Annotated in this window: 10 protein-coding genes; 9 read left to right on the top strand and 1 reads right to left on the bottom strand. The window is 76.2% G+C overall.

Features of this window, described 5'->3' with window-relative positions; translation table 11 throughout:
* The first annotated feature begins 180 nt into the window (after positions 1-180).
* Positions 181-1,797 carry a PucR family transcriptional regulator gene (locus tag D459_RS0104560; protein WP_017591815.1) on the top strand — a complete coding sequence of 539 codons (1,617 nt, stop codon included), beginning with the start codon at positions 181-183 and terminating at the stop codon, positions 1,795-1,797.
* A 1,324-nt stretch (positions 1,798-3,121) separates the two neighbouring features.
* Here the strand turns inward: D459_RS0104560 and D459_RS30730 are convergent.
* Positions 3,122-3,784, bottom strand: coding sequence for a GntR family transcriptional regulator (locus tag D459_RS30730; RefSeq protein ID WP_017591814.1), 663 nt, complete (start codon positions 3,782-3,784; stop codon positions 3,122-3,124).
* Between the two features lie 135 nt (positions 3,785-3,919).
* Here D459_RS30730 and D459_RS36495 point away from each other — a divergent pair, with 135 nt between their 5' ends.
* The 8 genes from D459_RS36495 (at position 3,920) to D459_RS0104515 (ending at position 14,097) form a co-directional block, all read left to right on the top strand.
* Positions 3,920-5,068: a CaiB/BaiF CoA transferase family protein gene (locus D459_RS36495; RefSeq protein WP_017591813.1), complete on the top strand. Its 1,149-nt coding sequence runs from the start codon at positions 3,920-3,922 to the stop codon at positions 5,066-5,068.
* Entirely contained in the window at positions 5,065-6,741 is a 1,677-nt protein-coding gene (locus D459_RS0104545) for a FumA C-terminus/TtdB family hydratase beta subunit (RefSeq protein WP_017591812.1), read from the top strand. The genes D459_RS36495 and D459_RS0104545 overlap by 4 nt, the downstream gene beginning before the upstream one ends.
* A gap of 64 nt (positions 6,742-6,805) precedes the next feature.
* A complete protein-coding gene (locus D459_RS0104540) occupies positions 6,806-8,350 on the top strand; it encodes an SLC13 family permease (protein WP_017591811.1) in 1,545 nt (514 codons plus the stop codon).
* A 48-nt stretch (positions 8,351-8,398) separates the two neighbouring features.
* Positions 8,399-9,265 carry an FAS1-like dehydratase domain-containing protein gene (locus tag D459_RS37305; RefSeq protein ID WP_017591810.1) on the top strand — a complete coding sequence of 289 codons (867 nt, stop codon included), beginning with the start codon at positions 8,399-8,401 and terminating at the stop codon, positions 9,263-9,265.
* Entirely contained in the window at positions 9,262-10,467 is a 1,206-nt protein-coding gene (locus D459_RS0104530) for an MmgE/PrpD family protein (RefSeq protein WP_017591809.1), read from the top strand. Before D459_RS37305 ends, D459_RS0104530 begins: the two co-directional genes overlap by 4 nt.
* Positions 10,468-10,526: 59 nt before the next feature.
* Positions 10,527-11,693 (top strand): acyl-CoA dehydrogenase family protein, encoded by a 1,167-nt coding sequence (locus D459_RS0104525; RefSeq protein ID WP_017591808.1) that lies wholly within the window; start codon positions 10,527-10,529, stop codon positions 11,691-11,693.
* A gap of 31 nt (positions 11,694-11,724) precedes the next feature.
* Positions 11,725-12,573, top strand: coding sequence for an HpcH/HpaI aldolase/citrate lyase family protein (locus tag D459_RS0104520; RefSeq protein WP_017591807.1), 849 nt, complete (start codon positions 11,725-11,727; stop codon positions 12,571-12,573).
* 453 nt (positions 12,574-13,026) lie between these two features.
* Positions 13,027-14,097: an iron-siderophore ABC transporter substrate-binding protein gene (locus D459_RS0104515; protein WP_017591806.1), complete on the top strand. Its 1,071-nt coding sequence runs from the start codon at positions 13,027-13,029 to the stop codon at positions 14,095-14,097.
* The last annotated feature ends 104 nt before the right edge of the window (positions 14,098-14,201 follow it).

The following is a 14,201-nucleotide window of genomic DNA, read 5'->3' as shown; positions in this document are numbered from 1 at the left end:
CACCGGGGAACCGGCGCCGACCACCCGGTGAAGCGCCGAACCGACCTGCTGGTCGGCGCCGGTGGTTGGTGGATTCCTACAACCGCCGGGTTTGAGTTAACGTGTCCGCCACACCGACGCTCCCGTCCGCTGTACGGGCGGCGTTCGGACTCCGCGACACGCCGGTACGAAGGGACGCCCATGCGGCTCGGCGAACTGCTCTCCCTGCCGCGGCTGAGGCTCCGGGTCCTCAGCGGCGGCGACCAGTCGGACCTGCCGATCCGCTGGGCCTACACCACCGACCTGCTGGAACCCGCGCGCTACCTGTCCGGCGGGGAGCTGGTGCTCACCGGCATGATGTGGCATACCCGCCCGGAGGACTCCGAGACCTTCGTGGCCTCGCTGGTCGAGGCCGGGGCGGTCGCGCTGGGCGCCGGCACCGCCCTGGGCGAGATCCCCGACGACCTGGTGCGGGCCTGCGAGCGGCACGGCATGCCGCTGGTGGAGGTGCCCACCGAGACCTCCTTCGGCGCGGTCACCGAAGAGGTGCTGCGGCTGCTCAACCGGAACCGCTTCACCACCATCACCGAGCGGCACGACCGGCACCGCAGGTTCATCGCCGAGGTCGCCGCCGGGGCGGACTTCCCGGAGGTGTTCGCGCACGCCGCCGACCAGGCCGGGATGAACGCCTGGGTGGTCTCCAGCACCGGGCGGGCGGTCGCCGCGGCCGGCCCGGAGCTCGGCGAGGACACCCGGCTGGAGATCGCGCACCGGGCGCTGACCGCGCCGTCCTTCCCGCGCGAGGTGCACGCCCCGGGCGAGGCCCCGCCGCGGGTGCTGACCGTGCTGCCGGTGCAGACCCGCGAGTCCCACCCGCTGGCCCGGTGGCTGCTGGTGTGCGCGGGCGACCACCGCTCCTGGGCCGAGGAGGCCCACGAGACCGCCGCCGAGCTCTCCTCCATCGCGGTGCTGGCCCGCAGCCGCGAGGAGGAGCGGGCGCTCAACGACGCCCGGCACGCCGAGGGCCTGCCCCGGCTGCTCACCGGGCACCGGATGGAGGAGGCCGCCGCGCTGCTGCGGGCCGGCGGCATGGCCGACCCCGGGGGCGCCCCGCTCGTGGCGGTCAGCGCCGAGCTGAGCCCCGAGCCGCGCCTGCCCGACCTGGCCCGCCGGGTGATCATCGAGCTGCTGGCCGGCCGCCCCGACACCGTGGTCACCGGCGACGGAGACGTGCTGGCCGTCGCCGCGGTCGGCGACGGGGGCGACCGGGGCGACGGCGGTGGCGGCGACGGCAGCAGTGGAGGCGGCGGTGACGGCGGCGGGGCCGAGTCGCTCCGCGCCGAACTGGAGCGCGGCGCGCGCGCCCTGGAGCCCGGGCTGACCGACTACCGGTTGGCGGTGGGGGTGGGCTGCACCGCCCGGCCCCTGGACGACCTGCGCGGCGCCGCCGCCGAGGCGCGGCACGCCCGCCGCCTGGCCCGGCTGCGCGGCGGCCGCGCCCAGGTGGTGGCCGGGGACGAGATCGACACCCACGAGCTGCTGCTGGCCTCGGTCCCCGAGGAGATCCGCGACTCCTACCGGGAGCGGCTGCTGGGCCCGCTGCTGGCCTACGACCGCGACCACCGCTCCGACCTGGTGGAGACCCTGGAGCGGTTCCTGGAGCACTCCGGCTCCTGGCAGCGCTGCGCCAACGCGATGCACGTGCACGTCAACACGCTCCGCTACCGGATCGGCCGAGTAGAGGAGCTGACCGGCCGCGACCTGGGACGCCTGGACCACCGGGTGGACCTCTTCCTCGCCCTCCGCCTACGCGACTGACCCGCGCACCCGGTCGGGCCGGCCAACCCGGTCGGCCCGGTCGGGCCGACCGGGCCGCCGAGGTGCCCCGGTGAGGCGCCACCGGGGCGGTTCGAGTAGGCGGCGACGAGGAGGCGGAGGGCATCGGCGTTTCAGCCGGGCGCGGCGCATCGCGGAGCGGGGGTTCAAGCGGGCGGCGAGGGCGGCGAGGGGACCGGCCGGTCGGTCGGGCGCGGCGCATCGCGGAGCGGAGGTTCAAACGGGCGGCGACGGCAACGGAAGGGGCAAGGTGAGGGTGGTCGCCCGGGCGCGGCGCCCCGCGGAGCGAAGGTCAAGACGGGCAGCGACGGCGGGAAGGGGGCGTGCCGGCTGGTCGGTCGGGCACGGCGCTCCGCAGAGCGAAGGGTCAAGCCAGTGGCGACGGCGCCGGTGGGGGCGGGGCCGGGAGCCTCACCCGGGTGCGGCGCCTCACGGGGTGAGGGTTCAAGCGGGCGGCGAAGGCGAGAGCGGGTCGGACGCCGCGTTCACCGGCCAGGCCCGGTGCGTGTTCCCGGTGGGGGAGGCGGCGCCCCGGCGGTGCGGTCGAGCCTGCCCGCACCGCCGGGGTGGTTATATCCCGCATGCCGGGTTTGCGGCGGGGATCGGGCGGGGGTGGGGGCGCCCTGCGCACCTCTGCAGCACCCCGATTACATCTACCAGCGAGTAGTAAGCCCCGAAGCCCCCGTTGCCCTCTCCTCGGTTACCCGGAGTGGCCAAGGCGGGCCCTTCCGGCAGGGCAAAAGCGACATCTAGCCCGCACTCCTGCTCTTCCCGGGTTCCGGCCCCCTGCTTCCCGGCCTTGCGGGCGGCTCGAACCCCCGAACACCGGCCCGATCAGGGCTAATCAGGGCCTGGGAGGCCCGATCCGGGCCGGGATGCGCGCCCAGGAATCATCGGGGTGCTCTCGCGGTGCGCAGGGCGCTCCTCCCGGCCTTCACTGTGCGTGTTCGCCCAGGTCAGGGAGGTGCAGCGGTTTCAAAGGCGGCCGGCCCCGACGCCCGGGCGGCCCGGGCACGGCGACCCCACCCCGTGAGGCGCCGCGCCCGGGCGACCACCCCCGCCCCGCCCCACCGCTGCCGTCGCCGCTGGTCTGAACCTTCGCTCCGCGGGGCGCCGCGCTCGACCGACCGGCCGGTGCCCGCCGCTGCCTTCGCTGCCCGCCTGAACCCCGGCCTCGTGGGGCGCCGCGCTCGGGTGACCGGCCGGTGCCCGTCCCTGCCTTCGCCGTCGGTGCCCGCCTGAACCCCGGCCTCGTGGGGCGCCGCGCCCGACCGACCGGCCTGCGCCCCGCCCCGGCCCTGCAGGGTCAGTTCTCGGGGGTGCCTCGGCGCAGCTGGCTCAGGGTGCGTTCGGCGGCCTCGGCGATGTGGGCGCGCATGGCCTCGGCGGCGGCGGGGGCGTCGCCGGCGCGCAGCGCGTCCATGATGGCGTGGTGCTGGCGGGAGGAGTCCCGGGCCCGGCCGGCCAGGCTGATCGCCTGGTAGGGGACCCCGTTCCAGAGCCGGTCGATGAACTCCTGGAGGTAGGGCGAGCCCGAGGCCGAGTAGATCGCGCGGTGGAAGCGGGCGTTGAGGTCGGCGATGTCGTTCTCGCGGCCGTCGTCCACCGCCCGGTCGAGGACCTCCAGGGCGGCCTCCATCTCGGCCAGCCGCTCCCCGGTGGCGTTCCGGGCGGCCAGTTCGGCGGCCATCGGCTCCAGGACGGTGCGCAGCCGGTACACCTCCTCGGCCCGCTCGGGGGTGAACTCGGCGACCACGGCGCCGTGGTTGGCGCGCTGCTCGATCAGGCCGTGGGCGGCCAGCATGCGCAGGGCGTCGCGCACCGGGGTGAGGCTCATGCCGAGCCGGCCCGCCAGGTCCTGCAGCAGCAGCCGCTCGCCCGGGGCCAGCTCACCGGAGCGGATGGCGTCGCGCAGGGCCGCGTAGGCGACTTCGGACTTGGTGGGCGCCTCGACGCGCTCGATCGGCATGGGAAGAAGGCTAGCGCATCTTTGCTTTTTGCATTTTATAAATTACTCTGACCGGGTGTCCGGCGGTGACCCCCCTCACACCAGGGGTGCGCCCCGGCGCCCCAGCCGCCCCCGCCCCGCAAGGAGGAGCCCCCGATGGGCGCACTGGACGGAATCACCGTCGTCGCGGTCGAGCAGGCCGTCGCCGCCCCCTTCGCCACCCGCCAGCTGGCCGACCTGGGCGCCCGGGTGATCAAGGTCGAGCGCCCCGGCACGGGCGACTTCGCCCGCGGCTACGACACCACCGTCAACGGCCTGGCCAGCCACTTCGTCTGGCTCAACCGCAGCAAGGAGAGCCTGGCCCTGGACCTGAAGGACCCCGCCGGCGCCGCCGCGCTCGACCGGCTCATCGGCACCGCCGACGTGTTCGTGCAGAACCTGGCCCCCGGCGCCGCCGCCCGCGCCGGACTGGGCCACGAGGAGCTGCGCTCCCGCAACCCGCGCCTGGTGACCTGCAGCATCTCCGGCTACGGACCCGAAGGCCCCTACCGTGACAAGAAGGCCTACGACCTGCTCGTGCAGTGCGAGGCCGGCCTGCTCTCCATCACCGGCACCGAGCAGGACCCCGCCAAGGCCGGCATCTCGGTCGCCGACATCGCCGCCGGCATGTACGCCTACTCCGGCGTGCTCTCCGCCCTGCTCCGGCGCGAGCGCACCGGCCAGGGCGCCCACGTGGAGGTCGCCATGCTCGACGCGCTGGGCGAATGGATGGGCTACCCCTACTTCTACGCCGCCTACGGCGGCGCCCCGCCGCCGCGCACCGGGGCGCGGCACGCCGCCATCGCCCCCTACGGCCCGTTCCGCACCGGCAGCGGAGAGGAGGTCTTCCTGGCCGTGCAGAACGACCGCGAGTGGCGGGCGCTGTGCGAGAAGGTCCTGGGCCGCCCCGACCTGGCCGAGGACCCCGACCTGGCCACCAACGCCCTGCGGGTGGCCGAGGCCGACCGGGTGCGGGCCGCGGTGGAGTCGGCCTTCGCCGGCCTGGACGCCGCCCGCGCCGAGGAGCTGCTGGAGGACGCCGGGATCGCCAACGCCCGGCTGCGCGACATGGCCGGCTTCGCCGACCACCCGCAGCTGGCGGCGCGCGACCGCTGGCGCACCGTGGACTCCCCGGCCGGCCCGCTGCGCACCCTGCTGCCGCCGGCCGTGCCCGACGGCGCCGAACCCGCCATGGGCCCCGTCCCCCGGCTCGGCGAGCACACCGAGGCCATCCTGGCCGAGCTCGGCCTGGGGCGGGACGCGTGAGCGCCCCCGGCGCGGCGCCGGACTTCGACGGCGCCTACACCGAGCTCCTGCCGCTGGGCCCCGACACCACCGACTACCGGCGGCTGACCGACGGCGGCGTCTCGGTGGTGCGCGCCGCCGGCCGCGACATGCTCCGGGTGGAGCCCGAGGCGCTCACCGCCCTCACCGACACCGCCATGGGCGACCTGGCGCACCTTCTGCGCCCCTCCCACCTGGCCGGCCTGCGCGCGGTCCTGGACGACCCGCTCTCCTCGGCCAACGACCGCTTCGTCGCCGCCGACCTGCTGCGCAACGCCTGCGTGGCGGCCGGCGGGGTGCTGCCCATGTGCCAGGACACCGGCACCGCCATCGTGGTCGGCGCGCGCACCGCCGCCGTCCTCACCGACGGCGACGACCACCGCCGCATCGCCGCGGGCGTGCACGCCGCCTACCGGCGGCTGAACCTGCGCTACTCCCAGATGGCGCCGCTGACCATGTGGCGCGAGGCCAACACCGGCACCAACCTCCCCGCCCAGATCGACATCGGGCTGGCCCCGGGCACCGACCTCCGCTACCGGCTGCTCTACCTGGCCAAGGGCGGCGGCAGCGCCAACAAGACGTTCCTGTTCCAGGAGACCAAGGCGCTGCTGGAGGAAGAGCGGATGCTGGCCTTCCTGGAGGCCCGGCTGCGCGAACTGGGCACCTCGGCCTGCCCGCCCTACCACCTGGCCGTCGTGGTCGGCGGCACCAGCGCCGAGGCCGCCCTCAAGACCGCCAAACTGGCTTCGGCCCGCCACCTGGACTCCCTGCCCGGCGGCGGGACGCCGCAGGGGCGCGGGTTCCGCGACCGCGGCTTCGAGCGCAAGGTGCTCGAACTGACCCGCCGCATCGGCTACGGGGCCCAGTTCGGCGGCCGGCACTTCTGCCACGACGTGCGGGTGGTGCGCCTGCCCCGGCACGGCGGCTCGCTGCCGGTGGCGCTGGCGGTCTCCTGCTCGGCCGACCGCCAGGCCGAGGCCGTCATCACCCCCGACGGGGTGTTCCTGGAGCGGCTGGAGACCGACCCCGCCCGGTTCCTGCCCGACGTCGACGCCGACGCCCTGCCCGAACCGGTCCGCATCGACCTGGACCGGCCGATGGAGCGGATCCGCGCCGACCTGTCCGCGGTGCCGGTGGGCGGCCGCGTCGCACTGACCGGCACCATGGTCGTCGCCCGCGACATCGCCCACGCCCGCATCGCCGCCGACCTGGAGCGCGGCCGCCCCCTCCCCGGCTACCTGCGCGACCACCCGGTCTACTACGCCGGCCCGGCCAAGACGCCCGATGGCCGCCCCTCCGGCTCCTTCGGCCCCACCACCGCCGGGCGGATGGACCGCTACGTGGAGGACTTCCAGCGCGCCGGCGGATCACTGGTGATGTTGGCCAAGGGGAACCGGTCCCGCCGCGTCGCCGAGTCCTGCCGCGCCCGCGGCGGCTTCTACCTGGGGTCGGTGGGCGGCCCCGCCGCCCGGCTGGCGGCCGAGCACATCCTCTCCTCCGAGCCGATCGACCACACCGACCTCGGCATGGAGGCCGTGCGGCGGATCCGGGTCCGCGACTTCCCGGCCTTCATGGTCATCGACGACAAGGGCGGCGACTTCTACGCCTCCATCGCCGAGCCGCCGCTGCAGATCGCCCCGGCCCCGCCGCGCTGAGCCCGCGCCCCCGGCCCCGCCGGCGCCCCGACCCCCGAAGCACCCCGCCCCCAGGAGGCCCCCGATGCACTCCACCGGTGCCACCCCCGCCGAGACCGACCCGCCGCAGGCGCCGCCGACCGCCGGCGCGCCGCCGCAGCGGATGCCCCTGCGCCGGGCCCTCGGACTGGTCCTCGGCCCGCTGCTGGGCGCCGCCGCCCACCTCGCGCTGTCGGCCTGGGCCGACGGCCTGGACTTCCAGGCCTGCGCCGTCGCCGGAGTGACGGTGCTGATGGCGGTCTGGTGGATGACCGAGGCCCTGCCCTTCGCCGCCACCGCGCTGCTGCCCGTCGCCCTGTTCCCGCTGCTGGGCGTCGCCGACGTCGCCGAGGCCGCCGCCCCCTACGCCTCCGGGACCGTCTTCCTCTTCCTCGGCGGCTTCGTGATGGCGCTGGCCATGCAGAAGTGGGGGCTGCACCGGCGCATCGCCCTGCGCACGGTCCTGGCCACCGGCACCAGGCCGACCCGCATCATCGCCGGCTTCATGATCGCCACCTGCTTCATCTCCATGTGGGTCAGCTCGACCGCCACCACCATGATGATGCTGCCCATGGGGCTGTCGGTGGTCGCGCTGCTGCGCAGGGACGGCGCCGAGCTCGACCGGAACTTCTCCACCTGCCTGCTGCTGGGCATCGCCTTCGCCGCCACCATCAGCACCACCGCCACCGTGGTCGCCACCCCCGGCAACGCCTTCGTGGTCGCCTACATGGCCGAGGCGCACGGCGTGCACATCTCCTTCGCCCAGTGGATGGCGGTGGGCACCCCGCTGGCCCTGGTCTTCCTGGCCGTGGCCTGGTTCCTGCTCACCCGGATCGTCTACCCGCCGCGCATCGACGAGCTCCCCGGCGGCCGGGAACTCATCCGCGAGCAGTACGCGCGGCTGGGCCGGATGGGCCGCGGCGAGCGCATCACCGCCGCCGTCTTCGTGACCACCGCACTGAGCTGGATCTTCATCCCGCTGATCAGCGGGACCGGCCCGGTGCAGGCGGTGGCGCCGTGGCTGGGCCGGTTCTCCGAGGCCGGCATCGCGGTCCTGGCCGCGCTGGCCTGCTTCCTCCTGCCGGTCCGCCCCTCCCGCGGGCAGATGCTGATGGAGTGGGAGGACGCCAAGGACCTGCCGTGGGGGATCCTGCTGATGTTCGGCGGGGGACTGAGCATGTCGGCGATGATCACCCGGACCGGGCTGAGCGCCTGGATCGGCGACCGGGTCGCCGTCCTGGAGGGCGTGCCCACCGCGGCCGTGGTCGTCGCGGTGGCGGTCCTGATGCTGTTCTTCACCGAGCTGACCTCCACCACCGCCACGATCACCACCTACGTCCCGGTCTTCGGCGGCATCGCGCTGGGACTGGGCATGGACCCGCTGGTGCTGGTGCTGACCACCGTCTTCGCCGCCGGGTTCGCGTTCATGCTGCCGGTGGCCACACCGCCCAACGCCATCGCGATCGCCACCGGCCACATCACCATCGGCCAGATGGTGCGCGGCGGCTGGTGGCTCAACCTCGTCGGCATCGCCCTGGTCCCGCTCGCGGTCCTGACCCTGGGCGCCTGGGTGTTCTCCCTGGACCTGTGACCCGAGACCCGCGACCCGACCCGCCGGAGAAGTGAGGAGAGTACGGAGATGAGCGAGGACACCGCCTCCATCGCCGCGTACGTGCAGGGCTGGAACCCGCCCGAGGAGACCCGGGAGGAGACGCTCGACCCCGGCCCGTGCACCGCGCTGGCCGGGGTGCTGGACCGCCCCTCCCCGGTGCGGCGGGACGGCGACCCGCTGCCCCCGCTGTGGCACTGGACCCACTTCCTCGACCGGCCGGCCGAGTCCGAGCTGGGCCCCGACGGCCACCGCGCCGACGGCGCCTTCCTCCCGCCGATCCCCGGCCGGCACCGCATGTTCGCCGGGGGCAGGCTGGAGGTCGCCGAGCCGCTGCGCGCCGGCGAGCGCGCCGTGCGCACCTCGCGGGTCGCCCGCGTCCAGGCCAAGCGGGGGCGCAGCGGCGAACTGCTCTTCGTCACCGAGGAGCACGTGTTCACCGTGGACGGCCGCACCCGGATGACCGAGCAGCAGGACGTCGTCTACCGCCGCCACGTCCTGCCGCCCGAGCGCACCGCCCCCGAAGGGGAGCCCCCGCCCCCGGACGGCGGCCCGCTCTCCCTGCGTCTGGAGCCCACCGCCGCCACCCTGTTCCGGTTCAGCGCGCTCACCTACAACGCCCACCGCATCCACTACGACCACCCCTACGCCACCGGGGTGGAGGGCTACCCCGGCCTCGTGGTGCACGGGCCGCTGCTGGCCATCGCGATGCTGGAGCCCCTGCGCCGCCTCGGTCGGCCGGTGCGCCGCTACGCCTTCCGGCTGCGCCGCCCCGCCTTCCTCGGCGCCCCCGTCCTGATCGGCGGGGACCTCGACGCCACCGGCGCCGACCTGCGCGCGCACAGCGCCGCCGCCGACCCCGCCGCCACCGCCCGAGCCGAATTCGAGGACGCATGAGCACCGCCGCCGCACTGGCCCGCCTGGCCGCCGAAGGGCCCGAACCCGACGCCGCCGACCGCGCCCTGGCCCTGCGCGCGCTGCGCGACACCGCCGCCGCCGCGGCCGCCGCCCACGGCGACCCGATCGTCCCGCTCACCCGCCACCTCGGCCCGGCCGGCCGGCTGGCCGCGGCGGGCCACGTGCTGGACTTCGACGACCTGCACATGGAGTCCACCGCCCACATCAGCGTCGTCTGCGTGCCGGCCGCCGTCGCCGCGCCCGGCCCGGACGGGCGCGCCGAGCGCGCCTACCTGGCCGGCGCCGCCGTCATGGCGCGCGTCGGCGCCGCCCTGGGGTGGCGGCACTACTCCGCCGGCTGGCACGCCACCTGCGCCGCGGGCGCCCTGGGCTCCGCCGCGGCGGCCGCGGTCAAGGCCGGGCTGGACGCCGCCGGGGTGGAGCGGGCGCTCGCGCTGGCGGTGCCCGCCGCCGGCGGCGTCCAGCGCGCCTTCGGCACCTCCGCCAAGGCGCTGCAGGTCGGCTTCGCCGCCGACGCGGGGCTGCGCGCGGCGGCGCTGGCCGCCGACGGCGCCACCGCCGACCCGGCCGCCGTGGACCAGTGGCTGGAGCTGGCCGGCGGCGGCCCGGTCGACCCCGCCCCCGGCCCGGCCGTCCCGGGCGGGCTCGCCGTCAAGATGTACCCCTGCTGCTACGCCATGCAGCGGCCGATCAGCGCCGTCCTGGAGCTGGGCCTGGACCCCGCCCGGGTGGAGGCGGTCACCGTGCGGACCCCCGCCTGCACCCTGCAGCCGCTCATCCACCGCTCCCCGCGCACCGGGCTGGAGGGGAAGTTCAGCCTGGAGTACGCGGTGGCCGCGGCGCTGCTGGACGGCCGCCCCGGGTTCGCCTCCTTCACCGACGCCGCGGTCCGCCGCCCCGAGGCCCGCCGCCTGGTGGCGGCGGTGCGCACCGAGCCCGGCCCCGGCGCGGGCGGCCTGCTCGAAGGCGAGGTGGAGATCGAGGCGGCGCTGCGCGGCGGCGGTGTGCGCACCGCGTCCCTCCGCCTGCCGCCCGGGGCGCCGAGACGCCCGCCCACGGCCGCCGAGCTCGACGCCAAGATCGCCGACTGCGCGCCCGCGCTCGCCGCCGACATCGCGGCGCTGACCTGGCCGGACGCCGCCGCGTTCGCCGCCGGGCACCTGCCCGCCCCGGCCGGCTGAGCCCGCCGCCGGACCACCGCCCCCCGACCGCACCGCCCACCGCACCAGAAAGGCCCGCCATGCCCCGCCTGCCCGAAGAAGAGCGGCTCATCGTCGACACCGTCGCCGACTGGGTGGACCGCGAGGTCCGCCCGGTCGCCCGGGACCTGGAGCACGCCGACGCCTACCCGGAGAAGCTCATCGAGGAGATGAAGGGGATGGGCATCTACGGCCTGGCCGTCCCCGAGTCCTACGGCGGCGCCGCGGTGTCGGCGGTGTGCTACTCCCGCATCACCGAGGAGCTCGCCCGCGGCTGGATGAGCCTGGCCGGGGCGATGGGCGGCCACACCGTCGTCGCCAAGCTGCTGCTGGACTTCGGCACCGAGGAGCAGAAGCGGCGCTACCTGCCCCGGATGGCCACCGGCGAGCTGCGCGCCACCATGGCGCTGACCGAACCCGGCGGCGGCTCCGACCTGCAGGCCCTGCGCACCACCGCTCGCCGCACCGGGGACGGCTACACCGTCGACGGCGCCAAGACCTGGATCTCCAACGCCCGCCGCTCGGGCCTGGTGGCGCTGCTGTGCAAGACCGACCCCGGCGCCGAGCCCGCGCACAAGGGCATCAGCATCCTGCTGGTGGAGCCGGGGCCGGGCTTCACCGTCTCGCGCGACCTGCCCAAGCTGGGCTACAAGGGCGTGGAATCCTGCGAGCTGTCCTTCGACGGCCACCGCGCCCCGGCCGGCGCGCTGCTCGGCGGGGCCGAGGGCCGCGGGTTCGCGCAGATGATGCGGGGCCTGGAGATCGGCCGCATCCAGGTGGCCTCGCGGGCGCTGGGCGTGGGCCAGGCGGCCCTGGACGACGCGCTCGCCTACGCCCAGGAGCGCGAGACCTTCGGCCGCCCCATCTGGAAGCACCAGGCGGTCGGCGGGATGCTCGCCGACATGGCCACCCGCCTGGAGGCCGCGCGCTGCCTCACCCACCGCGCCGCCGAGGTCTACGACGCGGGCGAGCGCGCCGACATGGAGGCCGGCATGGCCAAGCTGTTCGCCTCCGAGGCGGCCATGGAGATCGCCCTGAACGCGGTGCGCGTGCACGGCGGCTACGGCTACTCCACCGAGTTCGACGTCGAGCGCTACTTCCGCGACGCCCCGCTGATGATCGTCGGCGAGGGCACCAACGAGATCCAGCGCGACGTCATCGCCCGCCAGCTGGTGGCGCGCTCGGCCGGCCGCCGCCGCGCCCGCTGACGCCCCGCCCACCGACCTGCGGAGAGGACCGATGACCCCGATCAGCCCGCTGTTCGTCCCGGCCACCCGGCCGGATCTGCTCCCCAAGGCCCTGGCCGGAGAGGCCGACGCGGTCATCGTCGACCTGGAGGACGCGGTGGCCCCCTCGGCCAGGGAGCAGGCCCGCGCCGGCCTGGCCGCGCTGCTGCCGAGCCGACCCGCGGTGCCGGTCGCGGTGCGCGTCAACGGCCCGCGCACCGCCGAGTTCGCCCGCGACCTCGCCGCCCTGGAGCCGCTGCTGGACCGGGTGGCGTTCGTGGTGGCGCCGATGACCGGCACCGCCGAGGACGTCGCCGCGACCGACCGGGCCCTGTCCGCCGCCGAGCGCGCCGCCGGGTCGGAGCGGTGCGTCCCGCTGGTGCCCATGGTGGAGACCGCCGAGGGCGTCCTGGAGGCGCGCTCGCTGGCCGCCGCGTCCCGCAGGGTGCTGACCCTGGCCTTCGGCCCGGCCGACCTCGCCTCGCAGCTGGGCGCCGACGCCGACGGGGCGTTCCTCACCGCGCGGTCGCTGCTGGTGCTGGCCTGCGCGGCGGCGGGGGTCGCGCCGCCGCTGGACGGCCCGCACCTGGACCTCTCGGACGCCGAGGGCCTGGCCGCCTCGGCCGAGGCCGCGCGCGGGCTGGGCTTCGGCGGCAAGCTCGCGATCCACCCCGGCCAGGTGGCCGCGGTCCGGGAGTGCTTCGCCCCCTCGGCGGCCGACCTGGCCTGGGCCCGCGCGGTGGACCGGGCCTTCACCGAGGCCGAGGCGGCCGGGTCGGCGGCGATCCGGCTGGAGGACGGCACCTTCGTCGATCCCCCGGTGGCCCGCCGGGCCCGCGCCCTGCTGGCCCGGGGCGCCTGACCGGCACCGCCCGGGGGCGCGGTGCGCCCGCGCCCCGGGCGCGCCGCGAGGGGCGCGCCGGCGGCGCCCTGCGCGCGGCCGCCCGCCGGACGCCGCATCGGACGCTCCGCCCGGGAGGCCTGCAGGCGCGGTCGCGGGCGCTTTCGTCTCCGGTCTCCGACCGGCGGCCGGGATGCGGCGTGCCCGGGGCTCCGCGCGGGAAGCCCGCGGACACCGCCCCGGACCTCCCTCGCCCCGCCCCGGCGGCCGGGCACCCGGCCGGTCCCGGCGGGCCGCCGGGCGCGCCTTCCGGCCCTGGAGCCTCCTCGGCCCCCACTGCTCGCGGCGATGTCAGTTTAGGCTAACCTAATCCCTGATCGATGGGCGGATCGTCCCCTCTGAACAGGGGAGGCGCCGCCGTGCCCGGAGCGCCCCGCGCTCCGGCCGCAGCAGACGTTCAGGAGAGCAGGCACAGTGGACACCAGGACAGCACGGCGGACCCGGCGCGCGCGGCGCGCCCTCTCCGGCCCCGCCCTCTCGCGGCGCAGCGCCCTCCTCGGCATCGGCGGGATCGCCGCGCTCGGCGCGGCGGGCTGCAGCAGCGGCACCGCCGGCGGCGAGGGCGAGAGCGGCCCGACCCGCACCATCGAGCACAAGTACGGCAGCACCGAGATCTCCGGAACCCCCTCCCGCGTGGTCACCGTCGGCCTCACCGAGCAGGACTACGCGCTGGCGCTGGGCGTCGCCCCGGTCGGCGTGCGCGAATGGTTCGGCGGGCACCCCGGCGCGCTGTGGCCCTGGGCCGCCGAGGCGCTCGGCGACGCCGAGACCCCCGAGGTGCTCCCGGTGGAGGAGCTCAACTTCGAGCAGATCGGCAGCCTCCGCCCCGACCTCATCCTGGGCGTCAACTCCGGGCTGACCGAGGAGGAGTACACCACCCTGTCCGAGCTGGCGCCGACCGTCGCCCAGCACGCCGACCACGCCGACTACGGCACCCCCTGGCAGGACATCGCCCGCATGGTCGGCACCGCCCTCGACCAGGAGGACAAGGCCGAGGCGCTCATCGCCGACATCGAGGCCCGCTTCGAGGAGATCCGCGAGGACAACCCCGACTTCGCGAAGTCCACCGCGCTGCTGGCCAGCTCCATCGCCGGGGAGGCCTGGGCCTACGCCGAGGGCCCGGCCCCGGGCTTCCTCACCCAGCTCGGCTTCTCCCTGCCCGAGGACGCCGAGGCGCTGTTCACCGACGAGAACCGCGAGCCCAAGCAGGTCGCGCTGGAGGACCTGGAGACGCTGGAGGCCGACGTGCTGCTGGTCGGGCTCTACGGCGCCGAGGAGGACAGCGTCACCGGCCGGGACGTCTTCAAGAAGCTGGACACCGCCAAGGAGGGCCGGGTCCTGGAGATGCCGGAGATGAGCCGGCTCAACGGCGCGCTCTCCTTCGGGTCGGTGCTCAGCCTGCACTACGCCCTGGACGAGCTCCCGCCGCGGCTGGTCGAGCTGCTCGACGGCGACCCCGGCACCGAGCCCGACAAGGTGGAGTGACCCCGGTGCGGGCGGGTGCGCCCGCCCGCACCCCGCGCTCCCGCCGGGCCCCGTTCCACCCGGCACGGTGGCTCCGACCCGCCCGGCGGCCCCGGCCTGTCAGC

This window comes from Nocardiopsis potens DSM 45234, assembly GCF_000341105.1.
In the GTDB taxonomy this organism is placed as follows: domain Bacteria; phylum Actinomycetota; class Actinomycetes; order Streptosporangiales; family Streptosporangiaceae; genus Nocardiopsis_A; species Nocardiopsis_A potens.
Note: the sequence above shows the minus strand (reverse complement) of the source record. Positions and strands in the feature narration are given on the sequence as shown.

Excerpts from the sequence above, each read along its gene's own strand:
- D459_RS0104560 (WP_017591815.1), top strand. The coding sequence starts at position 181 with ATGCGGCTCGGCGAACTGCTCTCCCTGCCGCGGCTGAGGCTCCGGGTC.
- D459_RS30730 (WP_017591814.1), bottom strand. The coding sequence starts at position 3,784 with ATGCCGATCGAGCGCGTCGAGGCGCCCACCAAGTCCGAAGTCGCCTAC.
- D459_RS36495 (WP_017591813.1), top strand. The coding sequence starts at position 3,920 with ATGGGCGCACTGGACGGAATCACCGTCGTCGCGGTCGAGCAGGCCGTC.
- D459_RS0104540 (WP_017591811.1), top strand. The coding sequence starts at position 6,806 with ATGCACTCCACCGGTGCCACCCCCGCCGAGACCGACCCGCCGCAGGCG.
- D459_RS37305 (WP_017591810.1), top strand. The coding sequence starts at position 8,399 with ATGAGCGAGGACACCGCCTCCATCGCCGCGTACGTGCAGGGCTGGAAC.
- D459_RS0104530 (WP_017591809.1), top strand. The coding sequence starts at position 9,262 with ATGAGCACCGCCGCCGCACTGGCCCGCCTGGCCGCCGAAGGGCCCGAA.
- D459_RS0104525 (WP_017591808.1), top strand. The coding sequence starts at position 10,527 with ATGCCCCGCCTGCCCGAAGAAGAGCGGCTCATCGTCGACACCGTCGCC.
- D459_RS0104520 (WP_017591807.1), top strand. The coding sequence starts at position 11,725 with ATGACCCCGATCAGCCCGCTGTTCGTCCCGGCCACCCGGCCGGATCTG.